This is a genomic window from Corynebacterium sp. SA-MJD20WY100 (assembly GCF_039822565.1).
Lineage (GTDB): Bacteria > Actinomycetota > Actinomycetes > Mycobacteriales > Mycobacteriaceae > Corynebacterium > Corynebacterium phoceense_A.
Genome location: NZ_JBCJKS010000015.1, coordinates 25,869 through 43,314, shown reverse-complemented (window position 1 = coordinate 43,314; position 17,446 = coordinate 25,869). Strand labels below are relative to the sequence as shown.

Below are 17,446 nucleotides of genomic sequence, written 5' to 3'. Positions count from 1 at the left end.
AAGTGATCCCACGGCTCATCGCCAGCGATATCGATGGAACGTTCCTCGATCCCAACCACCGTGTCACGCAGCGCACCCGCGACGTCGTGGCGCGCGCGGTTGAATCCGGAACCCACTTCGCGTTGGCGACGGGCCGTCCGTTCCGGTGGATCGCGCCGGTGCTCGAACAGATTCCTGTGCGTCCGCTCTGCGTGACGAGCAACGGGGCTGTCATTTACGACTCCGCGGCGGATCAGGTGGTCCTCGCGCATGAGCTGCAGCCGGAGACGCTCACCACCATCGTCGAGACCGCGCAGTCCGTCATGGCGCGCTACGGGGGCATCGCCGTGGGCGCCGAGCGCGCTGGCACGTCGACCCGTGACAACGTGGCGGAACTCTTCGTCGTGGACCCCGCCTACGGCGACGATGATCTCTTTGGGGAGTTCAAGAAGGATACGACGGAGGGGGTTATTTCGGTCCCCTGCGTCAAGCTCATTCTGCGCAACCTGGAGTACAGCTCGCGGGAGCTCTATGAGCTCATTGCCCCGCACGTCGATCCTGACGAGGCACACGTGACCTTTTCCATGGACGAGGGCATCCTCGAGATCGCCGCGCCTGGCATCACCAAGGCCACGGGGCTTACCTGGCTCGCGGATCACTACGGCGTCGCACAAGACGAGACCATCGCGTTTGGCGATATGCCCAATGACATTGAGATGCTGCGCTGGGCTGGACGTGGCGTGGCCATGGGCAACGCCGCGGACACTGTGAAGGAGGCGGCCGACGAAGTGACGACCCCGAACCATCAGGCCGGGGTGGCCACGGTGCTGGAGCGCTGGTTCTAATGCCGCTTATTGCCGCCATCGACCAAGGGACCACCTCCACGCGTTGTGTCTTCGTCAACGCGGAGGGGTGCATCGTCGCCTCTGCGCAGTACGAACACGAGCAAATCCTTCCGCGTCAGGGGTGGGTCGAGCACGATCCGCGCGAGATCTGGGACAACACGCGCCGCGCTGTCTCCACGGCGATGGTGGAGCTCGATATCACCGCGGCGGATGTCGTCGCGCTCGGCATTACCAACCAGCGCGAGACGGCAGTGGTGTGGGATAAGGAGTCCGGCGAGCCTATCTATAACGCGATCGTCTGGCAGGACACCCGTACCGAGGGTCGCCATGAGCCCGCCGATAAATGGCATAAGAAGACCGGCCTGCTCGCGAATTCTTATCCGGCAGGGCCCAAGATTGCCTGGATCCTCGACCACGTGGAGGGGGCCCGGCAACGCGCCGAGAATGGCGAACTGCTCGCCGGCACCATCGACGCGTGGCTGCTGTGGAATCTCACGGACGGCGAGATCCACGCGACGGACGTGACTAATGCGTCGCGGACGCTGCTCATGGACTTAAAGACCCTCGAGTGGGACGAGGACCTCTGCCGTGAGGTGGGGGTTCCGGTCCAGATGCTTCCCCATATCCGCCCCTCCGTCGGCGCCTTCGGCGTGGTGCGACACCGCGGGACGCTTACCCGCGTGCCCATCATGGGTGTGCTCGGCGACCAGCAGTCCGCGCTCTTCGGCCAGGCCGGATTTACCCCGGGGCAGGTGAAGAACACCTACGGCACCGGGCTCTTCCTGTTACACAATACCGGTGCCGAGCCGCACTTTTCGGACCACGGCCTGCTCACCACCGTCGCGTACCAGCGTGCCGATGCCGCCCCTACCTACGCCCTCGAGGGCTCCGTCGCCGTAGGCGGCGCGCTTATCCAGTGGTTGCGGGACCAGCTGGGGATGATTCCGACGGCGGCGGCATCGGAAAGCATTGCAGCGGAGGACAACGGCGGGGTCTACATCGTGCCGGCTTTCTCCGGGCTCTTTGCTCCGCGCTGGCGACCGGATGCGCGCGGGGTGATTGTGGGCCTGACCAGATTCGCGGACCGCTCGCACATCGTGCGCGCCGCGCTCGAGGCCACGTGTTTCCAGACCCGCGAGGTTGTGGAGGCGATGGTCGCGGACTCGGGCGTTGCGCTCACAGAGCTGCGCGTGGACGGCGGCATGGTCGCCAATGACCTCCTCATGCAGCTGCAGGCTGACATTATGGGCGCGAAGGTGACGCGCCCGAGCGAGATTGAGACCACGGCGCTCGGTGCTGCGTTCGCCGCAGGGCTCGGCGCTGGCGTGTGGGAAAGCCTCGAGCAACTCGAGGGACTCGTCGCCCCGGATAAGACGTGGGAGCCGCAGGTCAACCGGGACGACATCTTTGCCGACTGGCAGCGCGCGGTGGAGCGCAGCCTGGACTGGGCTTAAATACCCGCATAAAAAATGCGCCCCGCGGGGCGCATTTTTCGTGTGCGTCTTAGTTGGTGAAGACCTGAGCTTGGCCGCTGGCCGGGTCAAACGTGATATAGCCACCCTGGAAGTCAACGCGGATGGTCGCGCCGTCTGCGGACTTGTATTCGTCTGAGGTGGGCAGGCCCAATGCCTGTGGGTTCTCGGCCCACTTCTTAGCGATATCGCCCACGAGCGCGTGGGTGCCGGTGTCCTTGCTGGACAGGACGACGCCGTTGGTGAACAGCTGGGAGACGAGCTGGGAGTCGACGTCCTTGAAGTCCGGGCCACCCACGGGCAGGCCGAGGACCGGGCCGAAGGCGTTGAGGACCGCGGTCCATGTCTCGGCCAGACCCTCGTTGCCGGTCACGGCGATGACCTTCGACACGATATTCGGGACCTCGCCCACGGTGATGCCGCCGGCGAGCTCGGCCTTCTGATCGACCTTCATGCCGTCGACGTTCGAGGCTCCGACGATGCCGATAAGCGCTGCTGCGATGCCGATGAGCGCCTCGATGGTGGACATGGGAACCTCGGTGCCGCCGATAGACGAGGTGGCATTCGAGTTCGGGGTCTTCGGAGTCGAGGCGTGATCCCAGCCGCTATTGATACCGTCGTTGATGTTGAGGTCATCCGCAGCGCCGCCGCCGTTCTTGATGGCGTTGTACTTCGTCGTCGCGTTCGCACGGATCTCGCCCCAGCGGGCAATGGTATTCGCACCCGGGCACTGCGTGAAGTGCAGGTCAGAGTGGCCCAGGAAGGCCGGGCCGGTGTAGGTCTGGCCCGCGGCGTAGCGCGAACCGTTGAAGCCACCGGAGGTCAGCGAAACAGTCGACGACGGAGAGAAGCCGGATTTCGCGGCCTTCCAACCAGCGATGGAGGCGACGGAGTCGAGCATCTCCTGGCTTGGCTGCGCGGTCTCGTAGTTGCCGATCATGGAAATGCCCCAGTTGTGGGAGTTGAAGCCGCCCACGTGCGCGCCCTGGATGGCGCGGTCGAGTCCGCCGTAGCGGCCCTCGTAGATGGTGCCGAACTTGTCCACGAGCACGTTGTATCCGATGTCGCACCAGCCCAGGGTCTGGGCGTGGTAGGCGTAGATGCCGCGCACCTGCGCGACGGCGTCCGCCTGCGTGTAGGTATTTTTGCCCGCGGTGTGGTGCAACGTGAGTGCCTTGACGTAGCCGTCATCGGTCGGCTGCTGGCAGCGGATGCCCTCGTTGGCGCCCCAGCCCGCGCGGGAGACGACGGACGGCATGCCTGCGTCGCGGTAATCTGCGACCGGCGCGATGCCGGACTGCGCCTTGCCGTCGATGAAAACGACGTCGAGGTCGCTGGGCATGGTGTCCGCGACCGGCGCGATATCGCCCACGTTGGTGAGCAACGGGTTGATGGTATTCGCTGCCTGGTCGAGGATGTTGTCGTTATTGTCCTGGTAGAGGTCGACGTTGCTCACGGAGACCTGGACGTCATTGGTCTGGCCCACATAGATGAGCTCCGTGCCGGTCTTGCCGTTGCTGCCCTCGTTGCCGATTGGCGTGGTGTCGTACCACTCGGACCACGAGCCATCCGGCTGCTTCGCGCGGACGAACGCGGCGATATCGCGTTCGCCGGACCACGTGAGTGCAAACTGGGAGAAGGCCTCGTCGCGGTGGAATTCCTTCACCGCACGCGGGCCATCACCCTCGCCCTGGGAAGCGATAGCCGGATCGTCAACAACGGTCGTGGCGCCATCGGCGAAGGACGCCGAGTTGACCGCCGGGTCAATCGGACCGGAGCCGATCTCCTGCGTCTTGAGGATGTCGTGGCCGCCGAAGGCTGCGGCGGCGAACACGGAGACGGACGCGATGACGGCGGCCACCGGCGTCCACACGGAACGCTGGCGTCTATTGATACGTCGTAACTGCACGGTGAGGACTCCTCGGATTGGTCGCGGCATGCTGCCGCGACGAGAGTATACGTTTGGGGCCAATGTTAAAGCTGATAAAAGTGTGAACTCTGTTGCGACACGCCGCTGCCTTTCTTTGAGTCTTTTCCCATTAAGCTGGGAGCCATGACTTCTTATGACCTCATCGTTGTTGGATCTGGCTTCTTCGGCCTTACCGTCGCCGAGCGGGCTGCCTCGCAGCTGGGCAAGAAGGTGCTCATCGTCGAGCGCCGCAACCACCTAGGCGGCAACGCCTACTCCGAGCCCGAACCCGAGACCGGCATTGAGGTCCACAAGTACGGCGCTCACCTCTTCCACACCTCGAATAAGCGCGTGTGGGACTACGTCAATAAGTTCACGTCGTTCACGGACTACCAGCACCGCGTCTTCGCCATGCACGACGGCACGGCCTACCAGTTCCCCATGGGTCTGGGCCTTATCAACCAGTTCTTCGGCCGCTATTACTCTCCGGACGAGGCCCGCACGCTCATCGCCGAGCAGGCCGGCGAGTTCTCCCCGGAGGAAGCCACCAACCTCGAAGAGAAGGCCATCTCGCTCATCGGCCGTCCGCTCTACGAGGCCTTCATCCGTGACTACACCGCGAAGCAGTGGCAGACCGATCCGAAGGAGCTGCCGGCCGGCAATATCACGCGCCTGCCCGTGCGCTACACCTTCAACAACCGTTACTTCAATGACACCTACGAGGGTTTGCCCGTCGATGGCTATGCCGCGTGGCTGCACGCGATGGCCGACCACGAGAACATCGAGGTCCGCCTCGATACTGACTGGTTCGACGTTCGCGACGACATCCGTGCCGCCAATCCGGACGCACCCGTCGTCTACACCGGCCCCCTTGACCGCTACTTCGACTACGCCGAGGGTGAGCTCGGTTGGCGCACGCTGGATTTTGACCTTGAGGTTCTGCCTACCGGCGACTTCCAGGGCACCCCGGTCATGAACTACAACGATGCGGACGTGGATTACACCCGCATCCACGAGTTCCGGCACTTCCACCCGGAGCGCGCGGATAAGTACCCGACCGATAAGACGGTCATCATGAAGGAGTACTCCCGCTTCGCCGAGTCCGGCGACGAGCCGTATTACCCGATCAACACCCCGGAGGACCGCACCATGCTCGAGGCCTACCGCAAGCGCGCGGCGGCCGAGGCCAAGGACAATCACGTCCTCTTCGGCGGCCGCCTGGGCACGTACCAGTACCTCGACATGCACATGGCCATCGCCTCGGCGCTGTCCATGTTCGACAACAAACTGGCACCGTTCTGGAATGAGGGCAAAGCCCTTGAGCAGGCGCGCGGCCACTAAGTCTCCTCCGCTGAGGTCGCGAAGCTTCAACCTTTAACACTGCACATAACACTCAGCACAACACGTACACGTGTTGAGTGTTATGTGCAGTGTTGTGTTATGTGTTGCGCCGTTTTCGCGCGCGGTTAGTCGTTCTGAACTGCGGGGATTAACACACACGGCGGGGCACTTCATCGTGGAACCGGCTATATCGAAATCCTCGATCAACTCCAGCGACATGTACTGCCGCCGCCAGAACCGCGTGACTTCCTGACGGCGTGTGAACTTGTCTTCCCGCAGCGCGACGCGGCGAGGGCGGAGAGGGCTGCTGCGAGCGGAGGGAAGTCTCGGGATGCTGTGATCGACTATGTGCAGGAACATGTGGCGGCATCGAGTCGTGAGCTCGCGGCGGCGGGCATGTCGGTGGGCGGTATTCGTCGTGTGCTCAACGAGATGGTGGAAGCCGACGAACGTGTACGCACCGAGCCTGTGCGCAGCCCGAAACAACGGTATCGGTTCGCGTGATGGGGAAAATACCCCCATCGCTTATATGCGATGGCACCCCATAGCGTGATGTGCCATAATTCTCACAATTAATATGAACTGCCACACACACGGAGGATTTGTATGAACTCTCTCATCCTTGTGGCCACCGGTGTTTCGATGATGGCCGCTGGGTACTTCTTGTACTCAAAATTTTTGGGCTCAAGAATCTATAGACTTTCCGATAGCTATAAGACGCCTGCCCACACCATGGAGGACGGCGTTGATTACGTGCCGACGAATAAGTACGTGCTGTGGGGCCACCACTTCACGTCGGTCGCGGGTGCGGCGCCCATCATTGGCCCGGCCGTCGCCGTCATTTGGGGCTGGCTACCGGCCTTCCTGTGGGTGACCATCGGCACCGTCTTCATGGCGGGTATGCATGACCTCGGCGCGCTGTGGGCTTCCCAGCGCCACCGCGGCCAGTCCATCGGTACGCTCTCCGGGCGCTACATCGGTGCGCGTGGCCGCAACCTCTTCCTGGTCGTCATCTTCCTCCTCCTGCTCATGGTGAACACCGCCTTCGGCGTGGTCATCTCCAATCTGCTGGTTTCGACTCCGACCTCCGTTATCCCGACGTGGGGCGCCATCATCGTCGCGCTCCTCGTGGGCCAGGCCATCTACCGTCTCAAGTGGTCGCTGCCGCTCGTTTCTGTTGTGGGCGTCGTTGCGCTCTACACGCTCATGATCATCGGTGATCGTTTCCCCATCGTGCTGCCGGAGACCGTTCTCGGCATCCCGGCGAACGGCGTGTGGATCATCGTTCTGTTCGTCTACGCGTTTATCGCCTCGCTGCTGCCGGTGTGGATGCTGCTTCAGCCGCGCGACTACATCAACGGCCTGCAGCTGTTCATCGGCCTGGGCATCCTCTACGCTTCCTTCCTCTTCACCGCGCCTGACGTCGTTGCACCGGCGTTGCGCGACAACCTGCCGGCGGACACGCCCGGTATCTTCCCGCTTCTCTTCGTTACCATCGCCTGCGGCGCGATTTCCGGCTTCCACGGCATGGTTGCCTCTGGCACGTCGTCGAAGCAGCTCGATAAGGAGACCGACGCTCGCTTTGTTGGCTATTTCGGTGCCGTCGGCGAGGGCCTTCTTGCACTGGGCACCATTATCGCCACGACCTCCGGTTTCAAGACGCTCGCCGACTGGGAGCAGATCTACTCCGAGTGGAACGCCGGCGGTGTGTCCGCCTTCGTTGAGGGCGGCGGCAACCTCATCAACGAGGGCCTGGGTATTTCCACCTCGTTGTCCGCAACCATTCTTGCGACCATGGCCGTCCTCTTTGCCGCGACGACAATGGACTCCGGCGTGCGCCTCCAGCGCTTCGTCGTCCAGGAGATCGGTGAGATCATGGGCTTCAAGATGGGCGCCCTCGGCGCAACGTCCATCGCGGTGGGCATCGCTTTCGCCCTTACCTTCTCGCAGGGCGCGGACGGTTCCGGCGGCATGACGATCTGGCCGCTCTTCGGTACGACGAACCAGCTCATGGCGGGTCTTTCGCTCGCCGTCATCACGGTCATTCTCACGCACCTGCGTCGCCCCACGTGGCCGGTTGCCATCCCGCTCGTCTTCGTTACCGCGATGTCTCTGTGGGCTGCAGTCAAGCAGCTAGGCACACTGTGGGCTGCCCAGAACTGGCTGCTCTTCGCTATGGACGTCGTCATCGTTGTTGCTGCGGTGTGGGTCATCGTCGAGGTTATCGGCGCCGTCTCTGCGGCACGCAAGGCCCCGCCCGTCGAGTGGAGTGACGAGGATACGGACGCGCCGCATCCGGTGCGTCAGGCTGCCGATGCCCCTGTGGCCTAAGTCTGTATGAGCCTCACCAGTCTGCTCAAAGAGTTCTACGCTGCGCCGTACCGGCGCGAGTTCGCCCGAGCGCGCCGGGACGAGGACGACTTCTTTCGTCTCCTCGTCCTCTCCGAGGCGCTGGGCATCCCGAATCCGGCGAGCTTCTACACGATTGAGCTGCTCCCGGTTATCTACGAAGACCTGCACGAATGGCATACACGCATGGGCATGGATCGCTCGCCGATTGAGGGGATGAGCTGTTGCTAACGTTCTTTGGCGGCAAGGGCGGCGTGGGGAAAACCACGTTGTCGAATGCCTACGCGCTGGGGCGCTCGGAGCAGGAACGCGTCCTCGTTGTTTCCACTGATCCTGCCCATAATCTGGGCCACCTGTGGCATCAGGAGATCGGTCCGGAACCTGTGACGGTGCGCGAGAACCTCGATCTCGTGGAGCTGGATCCGGAGAAGGCGACCCGCGCTCACCTCGCGCAGGCGGGGGAGACCATGCGCGCCCACATGCCGGAGCGCCTCCATAAGGAAGTCGATAAGCATCTGGAGCTTGCCGCAGCCTCCCCGGGCACGCATGAAGCTGCGCTCCTTGAGCGGATGGCCGTCCTTATCGAGGACCACGAGGGCGCCTACGATCACATCATCTTTGATACCGCTCCGTCCGGGCATACCGCGCGTCTTATGGCGTTGCCCGAGCTCATGAGCGCGTGGACGGAAGGTCTGCTCAAGCGCCGCGATAAAGCGGATAAGTTCGCGGACGTCGTCGGTTCGCTCGGTGGCGAGACCAAGTCGCAGCGCCGTGACGCGGAGTTGCGTTCCATCCTTTATCGCCGCCGCACGCGCTTCGAGCATCTCCGTGACGCGCTGCGGTCCTCGACCTTCAATATCGTGCTCACGGCCGAGCGCCTGCCAGTCATGGAGACCATTGAGCTTTACACGGAGCTCGCCGGGCATCGCATACCGGTGGGAGGGTTGTTCATTAACCGCCGATCTCCGGCGGCGCTGCCTGGCCGGCGCGCGGTGGAGGAAGAAGCGCTTGCGACGCTGTGCGCGGCGCTGCCTGACGTGCCCATCACTGAGCTTCCGCTGCTTGATTATGAAGTTGGTTCGCCCGAGGCCCTTGAGGAGATAGCGACCTACCTGCAGCGATAGTTCAAACTTTCATCACGCGAATTGCTGGGTTGGTTCCCACTATTTGACTGCTCCCATTACTCTTGCTAAAGTTAACTTTAGGTTAACGAATAGAGAATGCAGAGTTGTGTTCTCGCAATAGACACGAAAGTGAGTGGGTGAATAATCATGCTGAATATCCAGAATTCCCTCGATACCCTGCGCAAGGACCTTCACGAGTCCTACGGCCATAGCTTCTCCGCGGAAGAGATCGACTCGAAGCTGGATGAGGCTATCGCTCGCCACCTCAAGAGTGCGACGCTCGACGAGTTCGTTCCGGTCATGGTTGAGCGCGAGCTCTCCGAATACTTTGGCCAGCACCGCGTGCACGTTCGCTTCGCGTCTGGCGCGGATCGGTCACTGGCTGCCGCTGCTGTCGCGCTCACCAAGAAGCACGCGGGCGATGCGCTGTACGTCGATGCTGCTGCCACGCACCCGGAGAACCTCTCGGATTCCCACATGGCGCACGTCCTCGGCGAGCGTGGCTTGGGTGAGGACCCGGCCCGTTACCTCGATGAGGTACGCACCGTCGCCATGCCGGATTACATCGTCTACCTTGGCCGTGACCTTGAGCGTGACGAGGCCGGCAAGGACATCAAGATCTGGGACATCGAGCCCGCCACCACCGTCGAGGAAACTCGCGAGCTCGCGGACGACCTCGAGGCCCGCGTGCTCTACATGCTGGGCAAGCTCGGCATCGAGCCGATTTCCGAGGGCGCTCCCGTTAACGTTTAGAGGGTGTAGCGTGATGTCCCGTTGCTGGCTTTGCTGGCAGCGGGATTTTCGCTCTCATGTTCGATTTTTGGCGACGCTGTCCGCCTGAAATTCGCTGTCATGTTGGTACCTCCGTGCACAATCTAGGGCACAATAGTCGTTAGAGATCCTTTCCAAAGGAAGGAGAGAAGCAATGTCAGCACCTATCATCCGTCGCTTGACGAAAAGCGAGGCTGAGGCCGAGCTCAAGGAACTCGAATCCTCGATCGTGGGAGATCCGGAAGAGTTTGAAGAGCGTGCCTATAACTATGATCTGTCGCCGGCTGAGATGGGTTTGTGGGAGCGCATCTCTGAGCTTCGTTGGTTGATTAAGGCTGCCGGTGGAAGCGGTAGATAAGCTCGAACCGCTTGTGCGGGCTTTTCACAAGGAAATTGAGCAGTCTCTCTCGTTCTTTTCGTCGACGCGCCCCAGTTTTGTCTTTACTGACCTTGACCGGAATATATCTGTGCGTCTTGACGAGGGAGAAAACGGTAGGCCGGGTATCGTCCCTCTCACGTCTTCGGGATACGTCGTCCTCGGGATAAAACCAGAATTCAAATGTACCTGGGATGACAGCCTTTCGTTTCCCGCTATCGATCAATCAAGTTTTGCGATCTATCCGTACGCGAATACGCAGAGGGCTCCACTTTTCCGGGTTGAATACGATCGCGATCGGGGCCGCAAGAACCCGAGCGCACATTTTCATGTCCACGCCCATCGCGATGAGTTCACCCTTTTGATGGGGTTTAGCAAGAAACTCCACACGGAAAAGGAAAAGAAAGTTCGCGAATTCCTTAAGAAGGTGCCCGCGATTTCTTCTTTTCATTTCACGAATGGGGGGGGCACCGCTTCCGACTGATTCTGGAAGACGTACTTGAGAGCTTGCGCGTCGAGTTCAACCTCGATGTGGACAAAGCATTGTGGCAGGAACACCTCAAAACGGTGCGGCTCACATGGCATTCGATCCAAACAGCCGCCGTTGTACGCGATAACCCAGCTGCTGCAGTGAAGGCTCTGCAGGAAGAATATGGATTTAAGGTCCCCGCTGAATGGAAATGCCCGCCAGCGAGGATCGACAAGATCAACCGAAGCTAGCCAGTACAAAAACTCCGTGGACTCCCCGTCCAAAAAGCGGGGAGACTCCGCGTCCACAAAGTCCCTAGACTCCGAGTCCAAAAAGTAGCTGGACTCCAAGTCCAAAAACCTCATGGACATAACAGCCCTAGGCGTTCAACGGCGACGCAGAATCACTGCGGGCCATGATGAAAGAACTCGCGCCGACTGATTTCTATACGGGTTGCGCAGCAGAAGTACCACAAGCGCTCCAAGCTCATCGGCCCCAATGGGCAGGCGCTCGAGGGGGCTGTGACCGTGGAGAGCGTCGACGACAAGGTTGCCGAGCAGTTGGTCGAATCTGTGCTCCAGCTGCCGCCTCAGTACGTCAACCGTCAGGGCGTTCCCGGAGCTTTCCAGCTGCTGGTTGATGCGTTTAAGTGTGTGGTGACGTTCGTCAAAGAACGAGAAGACGGCACGCTGGTGCCGCAGGTTTCGGCCTAAAGCCTGCCCACGCGGCTGTTCCACTTCTTCAGGGCCCGGCGGCCGCGGTAGTGGCCGAGGAGTGAGACCGTCGCGGTATCGAGGGGGAGTTGCGAACCGAAGCTCAGGGGCATGCCCAGCCACGTCATCGCGAGCACGCGCAGGGCGTGGCCGTGGGCGAAGACGAGAATGCGCTCGTCGCCGGTATCGATCATGCGGTTGTAGAAACGCGTGAGCCGTGCGGCGACCTGCTCTGGGGTTTCGCCGCCGGGTGCGCCGTGGGTCCAGATCTGCCAGTCGGGAATGGTGGCGATGATGTCCTGACGGGTCTTTCCTTCGTACTGGCCATAGTTCCACTCGGCGAGGTCTTCGGTGACCTGATAGTCCGAGAATCCGGCGAGCTGCGCGGTTTCCTGTGCACGCAGGCGGGGAGAGCAGTACACCGTGTCGAATTGGTCGGGGTCGAGGACGCCCGCGAGCGCCTTCGCCTGCTCGCGGCCCTTGTCGGTGAGCGGCAGATCCGTGGTTGAGGTGTGCTGGCCGGTCCGCGACCAGGCGGTTTCGCCGTGGCGCACGATAAACAAATTAGTCATGTGAGTCCTTCTTAGAACGAGCTGGATCCGCCCGAGCCGGAGAATCCGCCGGAGGAGTAGCCCGTGGAGATGCCACCAGAGTCGGAACTTGCCTGAGCATGGGCGGCGACGTCCGACTGGTGCCAGTCGTTGATGACGACATAAGGGACATAGTAGGAGCCGACGCCGGGACGCCAGGCGGCATCGGCAAGCGTGGCGGCGCTGTGGTCCTCGCGCTCGATATTGGAGGCAGCGTAGAGCTGGTCCTGGAGTGCGTCGATGAGGACCTTGTAATCGCCGAGGATGCCGGCGTAGGTGTCCATGAAGTCGGGCGCGTCGATGCATTTCCGCAGCTCCAGGACGCGGGCGTCGAGCGCCTCGAGCTTGCCCTTGAGATCACCCTCCGCCTTGGTGGTGGCGGCGAGGACGTCCTCATGGAGATCCGTGAGCTCACGACGGCGGACTTCGGTGTTGCCGTGCTCCATGCGGGCGAGCTCCTCGATATTGGACTCGGCGTTCACCGTGGCTTCGACCGCGGCACGAGCGTCCGCAATGCGAGATGCTAAGTCGCGGAACTTGCTGTCCGGGGATTGTGAGGTGAGTCCGTCAAAGCCGGTCATGCGTGAGTGGGCGTCGACGAAGCGGGAGCGAATCTCCTCCCACTGCTGGCGCAGCGTGTCATTGGCCAGGGGAGAGCTGAGCGAATGGGCGCGCACGTTGATCTGGTCGAGGCGCTGCGCGATATCGCCATGGTGGGCCAGGATGTAGTCCCAGTCCTCACGGGCTTTCTTGGCCTTCTTCTTGCGGGTGGCCGCTAGTGCGGCGCCAGCAGCACCGAGGCCGAGGACGCCTAAGGTGCCGCCGATAATGCCGCCCACGTGGCCGCCGTTGGAGTCCTTGGCGGTGAGATTGGTATCGGCAGCGGCCTGCACGCCGCGGAGCATGCCTTGGTCATATTTCTCGTCCGCGAGGAGCCCGCGCATTTCCTCGGTAATTGCCGTGAGACGCTTCTCATCGCGGAGGTTGAGGTCGCCTGCGACGTTCTCGCCGGCGTAGACACCCATGCGACGCGGGTCCATGCCCACGGCGACGATGAGATGACCGTCGGCGTATTTCTCCCCCGAGGCGTCATGGAGCCCGTGGTCGCCGGTATAGAAGCGCACGGTGTCATTGAGATTATCGTCGTTGCTTTCAAACGTGACGAAGTCGATAGCGGTGACGCTTTCGGGCAGGGTGACGTTGCTCGCGTCCTCCTTGAGCTGGGATTCTTCCTCGGGCGTTAGGATGTCCGCCTGGTCATCGACGGTGACGGCGGAGGGCTCCACCGCGAAGGCGGGCGCGGCAGGGCCAAGGAAGAGCAAGGACGCGGCGGCGAGGGCGGGGAGAATACGCATGATTTCAGTGTATGTGCGTGTGGGCGTGGAAGCGAGATTTGTGCGAGAGCAGCCAAGGCGCGCCTTGAAACGCGTCACCATGTCCGCTAGAGACACAAGTGTGAGAGACCGGTTCAGGCGCTATGCCGTGAAGGCAATGCATAAGTTAGCCAGGGCTTTTGTTTCGTGCTCAGGTGTTTTGCTCAGGCTGAAGAGCCGTGAGCCGGCCATGGTCGACGGCGGGCGATGGATTCCACTTGGGAAAGGTCCTTTACCCAGCTACGGAGGCCGGGATCTAGGTAACGAACTATTTCTGTTGCATCGTGCAGTCGCGCATGCGGGTTGGAGCCGAGAAGGTTGTCTCCGTGTGCGGCGCGATTCTCCAGCTGAGCAAGCCAGTGCACTCGTTCGTAGACGAGTTCTACTGCCGGTTGCTTGAGGACTCCACTGACACAATTGTGGGCTGCGTAAAGAAAGCCACGGCCTAGTGTGGCTAGAAGATCATCGATGACAGCGCCGAGACACAGCCGTCTCGGCGCTGCCCTTTTTGTATAGGCATGGCCTGCTTGGTCGTGGCAACGCGGCAACCGCGCTGAAAACAATTAGGCTAGTTCGGCAGAAGACGTCCCTACATCAAGGAGAACTGTGTCTACTTCCTCGGCCACTGAAGCCACCGGCACCCAGGCCAAAGAACCGCTCGCGCGCATCTTGCTACCCAAGCGCGGCGAGCCGAATGACGTGCGAATGCTCTACCTGCTCGAGGCGAAGCAGAATAACAATCGCCCGCGCTGGTCGAACCGCACGACCGTGACGGTGCCTGCCGGCGCCGAGGTCTCCTTCGAGACCTACTTCAATGCATTCCCGGCCGCGTACTGGCGCCGCTGGTCGCAGCTGGAATCCGTGGTCCTCTCCGTCGAGGTAGAGGGCTCGGCCACGCTGTCCTTCTACCGCTCGAAGGAAGACGGCCAGCGTATCTCCATCGCGCACCATGACGTGGAGACTGGTCACCACGAGTTCGAGTTGCCGCTGCGCAACTTCGAGGACGGCGGCCTGTTGTGGTTCGATGTCACGGCGGACACCGAGACGACGTTGTCCGATGCTGCCTGGTGCGCGCCGCATGCGCCGCAGCCGCAGACGCTGCCCGACGGCACGGAGTACCCGGTCCAGCCGCGCAAGGTCGCGGTGGGCATCCCGACGTTTAACCGCCCGACCGATGCCGTGGCGGCGCTCGATGCGCTGCGTTCGGACCCGTTCGTGGATGACGTCATCGAGTACGTGCTCATGCCGGACCAAGGCAACCAGCACCCGGCGGACGAGCCGGGCTACGCCGAGGTCGTGGCGCACTTTGGCGAGCGTTTCCGCGAGTTCCGCCAGGGCAACCTGGGCGGCTCGGGTGGCTACTCCCGCATCATGTTTGAGGCCATTGAGAACACGGACGCGCCGTACATCCTGTACATGGACGATGACATCGCGATCGAGCCGGACTCCGTGTACCGCGCACTGCAGGTCGCGCGCTTTGCGGCGCGTCCGTTCGTGGTGGGCGGCGAGATGCTCAACCTGCAGGAGCGCAGCCAGCTGCGCACCACGGGTGAGCGCGTCAACCGCGCGGACTTCATGTGGGGTGCGGCGGAGCACGCCGTGTACGACCACGACTTCGCGAAGTACCCGCTGCGTGCGATTGGTGACGCGCAGTCGCATCTGGACCCGAAGAAGTACGACTCACGCGCGCTGCACCGCCGCGTGGACGTCGAGTACAACGGCTGGTGGATGTGCCTGTTCCCGCGCGTCGTCGCGGAGACCATCGGCCAGCCCCTTCCGCTCTTTATCAAGTGGGATGATACGGAGTACTCGCTGCGTGCCGCGGCGAATGGCTTCCCCACGGTGACGTGGCCGGGTGCCGCGATTTGGCACATGGCGTGGGCGGATAAGGACGACGCCATCGACTGGCAGGCGTACTTCCACCTGCGCAACCGCCTCATCGTGGCGGCGCTCTACCACGAGGGTGACGCGAAGGGCATTACGAAGTCCATCTTCAAGTCGACGCTCAAGCACACCATGTGCATGGAGTACTCGACCATGGCCATCCAGCTCGAGGCCATGAAGGACTTCCTGGCCGGGCCGGATCAGCTCTTCGACATCCTGGAGACCTCGCTGCCGCGCATTGCGAAGATTCGCCAGAACTACTCGGACGCCGTCATCCTCCCGTCCGCCTCGGACCTGCCGGCGCCGACGGGCGCGCCGGGTGTGCCGCGCAAGAACGTGGGCGGACGTTTGGCCAAGGTGAAGAAGCTGCCGTGGGCCGCCAAGGCGGCGCTGCATCTGCTCAAGAAGGAAGACCCGGCGCATCACACCGCACCGCAGCTCAACCTCACGCCGGAGGAGGCGCGCTGGTTCACGCTGGCACGCGTGGATTCGGCGACGGTCTCCACGGCGGGCGGCACCGGCGTGGCGTTCCGCAAGCGCGACCGTGATCTGGCGCGTGACCTGGTCAAGCAGACTCGTGAGCTGTTGGGTGAGATTGAGGAGAACTTCGACGGCTTGAAGGCGCAGTACCGTGCGGCGCTGCCGGAGCTCACCTCGCGCGACTCGTGGCGGGAGGTCTTCGATGCGCAGTAATTCTCCGGGGAAGCTTTCCGTTGCGGAATCCCACATCCTGGAAAAGATCCAGAAGGTCGCGTTTGATAAGCCGGGCGTGCTGCCCACCGCGCGGGGCTTGAGTCACTTTGGCGAGCATGCGCTCGGCTGGATGGGTACCTCGGCGGTGCTCGCGGGGCTTGCGTACCGACGCGGGGATAGCGATCGCGTGCGTGATTGGGCGCGCGTGGGCGTGAGTGCCTTTTCGGCGCATGCGGCCTCGGTGATCATCAAGCGCATTGTGCGACGCAAGCGCCCGGACTACCCGTACGTGCGGGTGGGCGTGGGCACGCCTTCTCAGCTGTCCTTCCCGTCCTCGCACTCGACGTCGACGACGGCGTTTCTCGTCGGTGCGACGCGCGTCACGGGAAACCCGGCATTCCTGCTGGGTATTCCCGTCATGATGTGCTCGCGCATGGTGCTGGGCGTACACTACCCGTCGGACACGGCGCTGGGCGCCGCCCTGGGCGCGGCCACGACGTGCGCCCTCTTTGAACTTGATTCCGCCCGCGAGGAGAAGACTGCATGAGCCCCAAGGACGATGGCACCCAGAGTGTATTCCACTCTGAGCCGCACACCGCTGGCGTCGATACCGGCCGCAAGCGCCAACCGCCGAAGAACCTAGCCGATGGCATGGTCAAGGCCCTGCGCCCCAAGCAGTGGGTGAAGAACGTCCTCGTGCTGGCCGCGCCCGCCGCAGCCGGCGCAGACGCGCTCTTCCACTCGCGAGTGCTCATCGATGTGGCGCTGGCATTCGTGGTTTTCTGCTGCGCGGCCTCGGCCATCTACCTCATCAACGACGCGCGCGACGTGGATGCGGACCGCGCTCACCCCACCAAGCGCTTCCGTCCCATCGCGGCGGGCGTGCTGCCGGTGGGACTCGCGTATGCGATGGCCGTCGTGCTCATCATTGCCTCGGTGGGCCTGTCCTTCCTCGCGACGGCGGGGGTGGAGCTCGCCATCGTCATGGCGGTCTACATCGCGCTGCAGTTGGGCTACTGCTTCGGCTGGAAGCACATGCCGGTGATCGACATCGCGCTCGTGTCTTCGGGCTTCATGCTGCGCACCATGGCCGGCGGCGTGGCCGCGGGTATTGTGCTCTCCCAGTGGTTCCTGCTCGTCGCGGCGTTTGGCTCGCTGTTTATGGCCTCGGGCAAGCGCTACTCGGAGATCCTGCTCGCGGAGCGCACGGGCGCGAAGATCCGCAAGTCCCTCGAGGGCTACACCCCGACGTACCTGCGCTTCGTGTGGACGCTCGCGGCCACGGCCGTGGTCATGAGTTACACGCTGTGGGGCTTTACGCTCTCCAACTCCGTCGATGGCGCGGCCGCGGTGTGGTACCAGGTGTCCATGGTGCCGTTCACCATCGCCATCCTGCGCTACGCCGCAGACGTTGACCGCGGCAACGGCGGCGCGCCGGATGAGATTGCGCTCCAGGACCGTGCGCTGCAGATTCTGGCGTTGCTGTGGCTCGCATGCATCGCGATTGCTGCGTATGTGATTCCAGCTTTCTTCTAAACTGCTGGTAGATTTTCTACTC

17 protein-coding genes are annotated in these 17,446 nt (G+C 62.6%); 14 read left to right on the top strand and 3 right to left on the bottom strand.

What is annotated here, in order from left to right; genetic code table 11:
* Nucleotides 1-2 precede the first annotated feature (2 nt).
* Both ABJ196_RS09045 and glpK read left to right on the top strand, forming a co-directional pair.
* Entirely contained in the window at nucleotides 3-824 is an 822-nt protein-coding gene (locus ABJ196_RS09045) for an HAD family hydrolase (protein WP_347306379.1), read from the top strand.
* On the top strand, nucleotides 824-2,278 hold the full coding sequence (glpK, locus tag ABJ196_RS09040; RefSeq protein ID WP_347306377.1) for a glycerol kinase GlpK: 1,455 nt from the start codon (nucleotides 824-826) through the stop codon (nucleotides 2,276-2,278). Before ABJ196_RS09045 ends, glpK begins: the two co-directional genes overlap by 1 nt.
* Nucleotides 2,279-2,327: 49 nt before the next feature.
* Here glpK and ABJ196_RS09035 read toward each other — a convergent pair whose 3' ends face one another.
* Nucleotides 2,328-4,205: an N-acetylmuramoyl-L-alanine amidase gene (locus tag ABJ196_RS09035; RefSeq protein ID WP_347306375.1), complete on the bottom strand. Its 1,878-nt coding sequence runs from the start codon at nucleotides 4,203-4,205 to the stop codon at nucleotides 2,328-2,330.
* A gap of 144 nt (nucleotides 4,206-4,349) precedes the next feature.
* Between ABJ196_RS09035 and glf the strand changes: the two genes are divergently transcribed.
* The 9 genes from glf (at nucleotide 4,350) to ABJ196_RS08990 (ending at nucleotide 11,348) form a co-directional block, all read left to right on the top strand.
* On the top strand, nucleotides 4,350-5,546 hold the full coding sequence (gene glf / locus ABJ196_RS09030) for a UDP-galactopyranose mutase (protein WP_347306373.1): 1,197 nt from the start codon (nucleotides 4,350-4,352) through the stop codon (nucleotides 5,544-5,546).
* A 336-nt stretch (nucleotides 5,547-5,882) separates the two neighbouring features.
* Nucleotides 5,883-6,050, top strand: a complete 168-nt coding sequence (locus tag ABJ196_RS09025; RefSeq protein WP_347306371.1) for a hypothetical protein — start codon at nucleotides 5,883-5,885, stop codon at nucleotides 6,048-6,050.
* A gap of 102 nt (nucleotides 6,051-6,152) precedes the next feature.
* Nucleotides 6,153-7,877: a carbon starvation protein A gene (locus ABJ196_RS09020; RefSeq protein ID WP_347306369.1), complete on the top strand. Its 1,725-nt coding sequence runs from the start codon at nucleotides 6,153-6,155 to the stop codon at nucleotides 7,875-7,877.
* Between the two features lie 6 nt (nucleotides 7,878-7,883).
* On the top strand, nucleotides 7,884-8,126 hold the full coding sequence (locus ABJ196_RS09015; protein WP_257055205.1) for a cory-CC-star protein: 243 nt from the start codon (nucleotides 7,884-7,886) through the stop codon (nucleotides 8,124-8,126).
* On the top strand, nucleotides 8,120-9,019 hold the full coding sequence (locus ABJ196_RS09010) for an ArsA family ATPase (protein ID WP_347306367.1): 900 nt from the start codon (nucleotides 8,120-8,122) through the stop codon (nucleotides 9,017-9,019). Before ABJ196_RS09015 ends, ABJ196_RS09010 begins: the two co-directional genes overlap by 7 nt.
* A 147-nt stretch (nucleotides 9,020-9,166) precedes the next feature.
* Nucleotides 9,167-9,772: a protein tyrosine phosphatase gene (locus tag ABJ196_RS09005; RefSeq protein WP_257070421.1), complete on the top strand. Its 606-nt coding sequence runs from the start codon at nucleotides 9,167-9,169 to the stop codon at nucleotides 9,770-9,772.
* 172 nt (nucleotides 9,773-9,944) lie between these two features.
* Nucleotides 9,945-10,148: a hypothetical protein gene (locus ABJ196_RS09000; protein WP_347306365.1), complete on the top strand. Its 204-nt coding sequence runs from the start codon at nucleotides 9,945-9,947 to the stop codon at nucleotides 10,146-10,148.
* On the top strand, nucleotides 10,132-10,650 hold the full coding sequence (locus ABJ196_RS08995) for a hypothetical protein (RefSeq protein WP_347306363.1): 519 nt from the start codon (nucleotides 10,132-10,134) through the stop codon (nucleotides 10,648-10,650). The genes ABJ196_RS09000 and ABJ196_RS08995 overlap by 17 nt, the downstream gene beginning before the upstream one ends.
* 506 nt (nucleotides 10,651-11,156) lie before the next feature.
* Nucleotides 11,157-11,348, top strand: a complete 192-nt coding sequence (locus ABJ196_RS08990; protein WP_347306361.1) for a hypothetical protein — start codon at nucleotides 11,157-11,159, stop codon at nucleotides 11,346-11,348.
* On the opposite strand, the gene ABJ196_RS08985 is transcribed toward ABJ196_RS08990, so the two are convergent.
* Nucleotides 11,345-11,920 carry a histidine phosphatase family protein gene (locus ABJ196_RS08985; RefSeq protein ID WP_347306359.1) on the bottom strand — a complete coding sequence of 192 codons (576 nt, stop codon included), beginning with the start codon at nucleotides 11,918-11,920 and terminating at the stop codon, nucleotides 11,345-11,347. The genes ABJ196_RS08990 and ABJ196_RS08985 overlap by 4 nt on opposite strands.
* 11 nt (nucleotides 11,921-11,931) lie before the next feature.
* Complete coding sequence (locus ABJ196_RS08980; RefSeq protein ID WP_347306357.1) at nucleotides 11,932-13,293, bottom strand: TPM domain-containing protein; 1,362 nt, start codon at nucleotides 13,291-13,293, stop codon at nucleotides 11,932-11,934.
* A gap of 624 nt (nucleotides 13,294-13,917) precedes the next feature.
* On the opposite strand from ABJ196_RS08980, the gene ABJ196_RS08975 reads away from it, so the two are divergent.
* Genes ABJ196_RS08975 through ABJ196_RS08965 form a run of 3 tightly spaced genes read left to right on the top strand, consistent with a single transcriptional unit; the run spans nucleotide 13,918 to nucleotide 17,424 of the window.
* Nucleotides 13,918-15,888: a glycosyltransferase gene (locus tag ABJ196_RS08975; protein ID WP_347306355.1), complete on the top strand. Its 1,971-nt coding sequence runs from the start codon at nucleotides 13,918-13,920 to the stop codon at nucleotides 15,886-15,888.
* Nucleotides 15,878-16,435 carry a phosphatase PAP2 family protein gene (locus ABJ196_RS08970; RefSeq protein WP_257069373.1) on the top strand — a complete coding sequence of 186 codons (558 nt, stop codon included), beginning with the start codon at nucleotides 15,878-15,880 and terminating at the stop codon, nucleotides 16,433-16,435. Before ABJ196_RS08975 ends, ABJ196_RS08970 begins: the two co-directional genes overlap by 11 nt.
* Nucleotides 16,432-17,424, top strand: coding sequence for a decaprenyl-phosphate phosphoribosyltransferase (locus ABJ196_RS08965; RefSeq protein WP_257069372.1), 993 nt, complete (start codon nucleotides 16,432-16,434; stop codon nucleotides 17,422-17,424). Before ABJ196_RS08970 ends, ABJ196_RS08965 begins: the two co-directional genes overlap by 4 nt.
* Nucleotides 17,425-17,446: the final 22 nt, after the last annotated feature.

Coding starts and splice junctions, on each gene's coding strand:
- ABJ196_RS09020 (WP_347306369.1), top strand. CDS start 6,153: ATGAACTCTCTCATCCTTGTGGCCACCGGTGTTTCGATGATGGCCGCT.
- ABJ196_RS09015 (WP_257055205.1), top strand. CDS start 7,884: ATGAGCCTCACCAGTCTGCTCAAAGAGTTCTACGCTGCGCCGTACCGG.
- glpK (WP_347306377.1), top strand. CDS start 824: ATGCCGCTTATTGCCGCCATCGACCAAGGGACCACCTCCACGCGTTGT.
- ABJ196_RS08980 (WP_347306357.1), bottom strand. CDS start 13,293: ATGCGTATTCTCCCCGCCCTCGCCGCCGCGTCCTTGCTCTTCCTTGGC.
- ABJ196_RS08985 (WP_347306359.1), bottom strand. CDS start 11,920: ATGACTAATTTGTTTATCGTGCGCCACGGCGAAACCGCCTGGTCGCGG.
- ABJ196_RS08965 (WP_257069372.1), top strand. CDS start 16,432: ATGAGCCCCAAGGACGATGGCACCCAGAGTGTATTCCACTCTGAGCCG.
- ABJ196_RS09005 (WP_257070421.1), top strand. CDS start 9,167: ATGCTGAATATCCAGAATTCCCTCGATACCCTGCGCAAGGACCTTCAC.
- glf (WP_347306373.1), top strand. CDS start 4,350: ATGACTTCTTATGACCTCATCGTTGTTGGATCTGGCTTCTTCGGCCTT.
- ABJ196_RS09000 (WP_347306365.1), top strand. CDS start 9,945: ATGTCAGCACCTATCATCCGTCGCTTGACGAAAAGCGAGGCTGAGGCC.
- ABJ196_RS08970 (WP_257069373.1), top strand. CDS start 15,878: ATGCGCAGTAATTCTCCGGGGAAGCTTTCCGTTGCGGAATCCCACATC.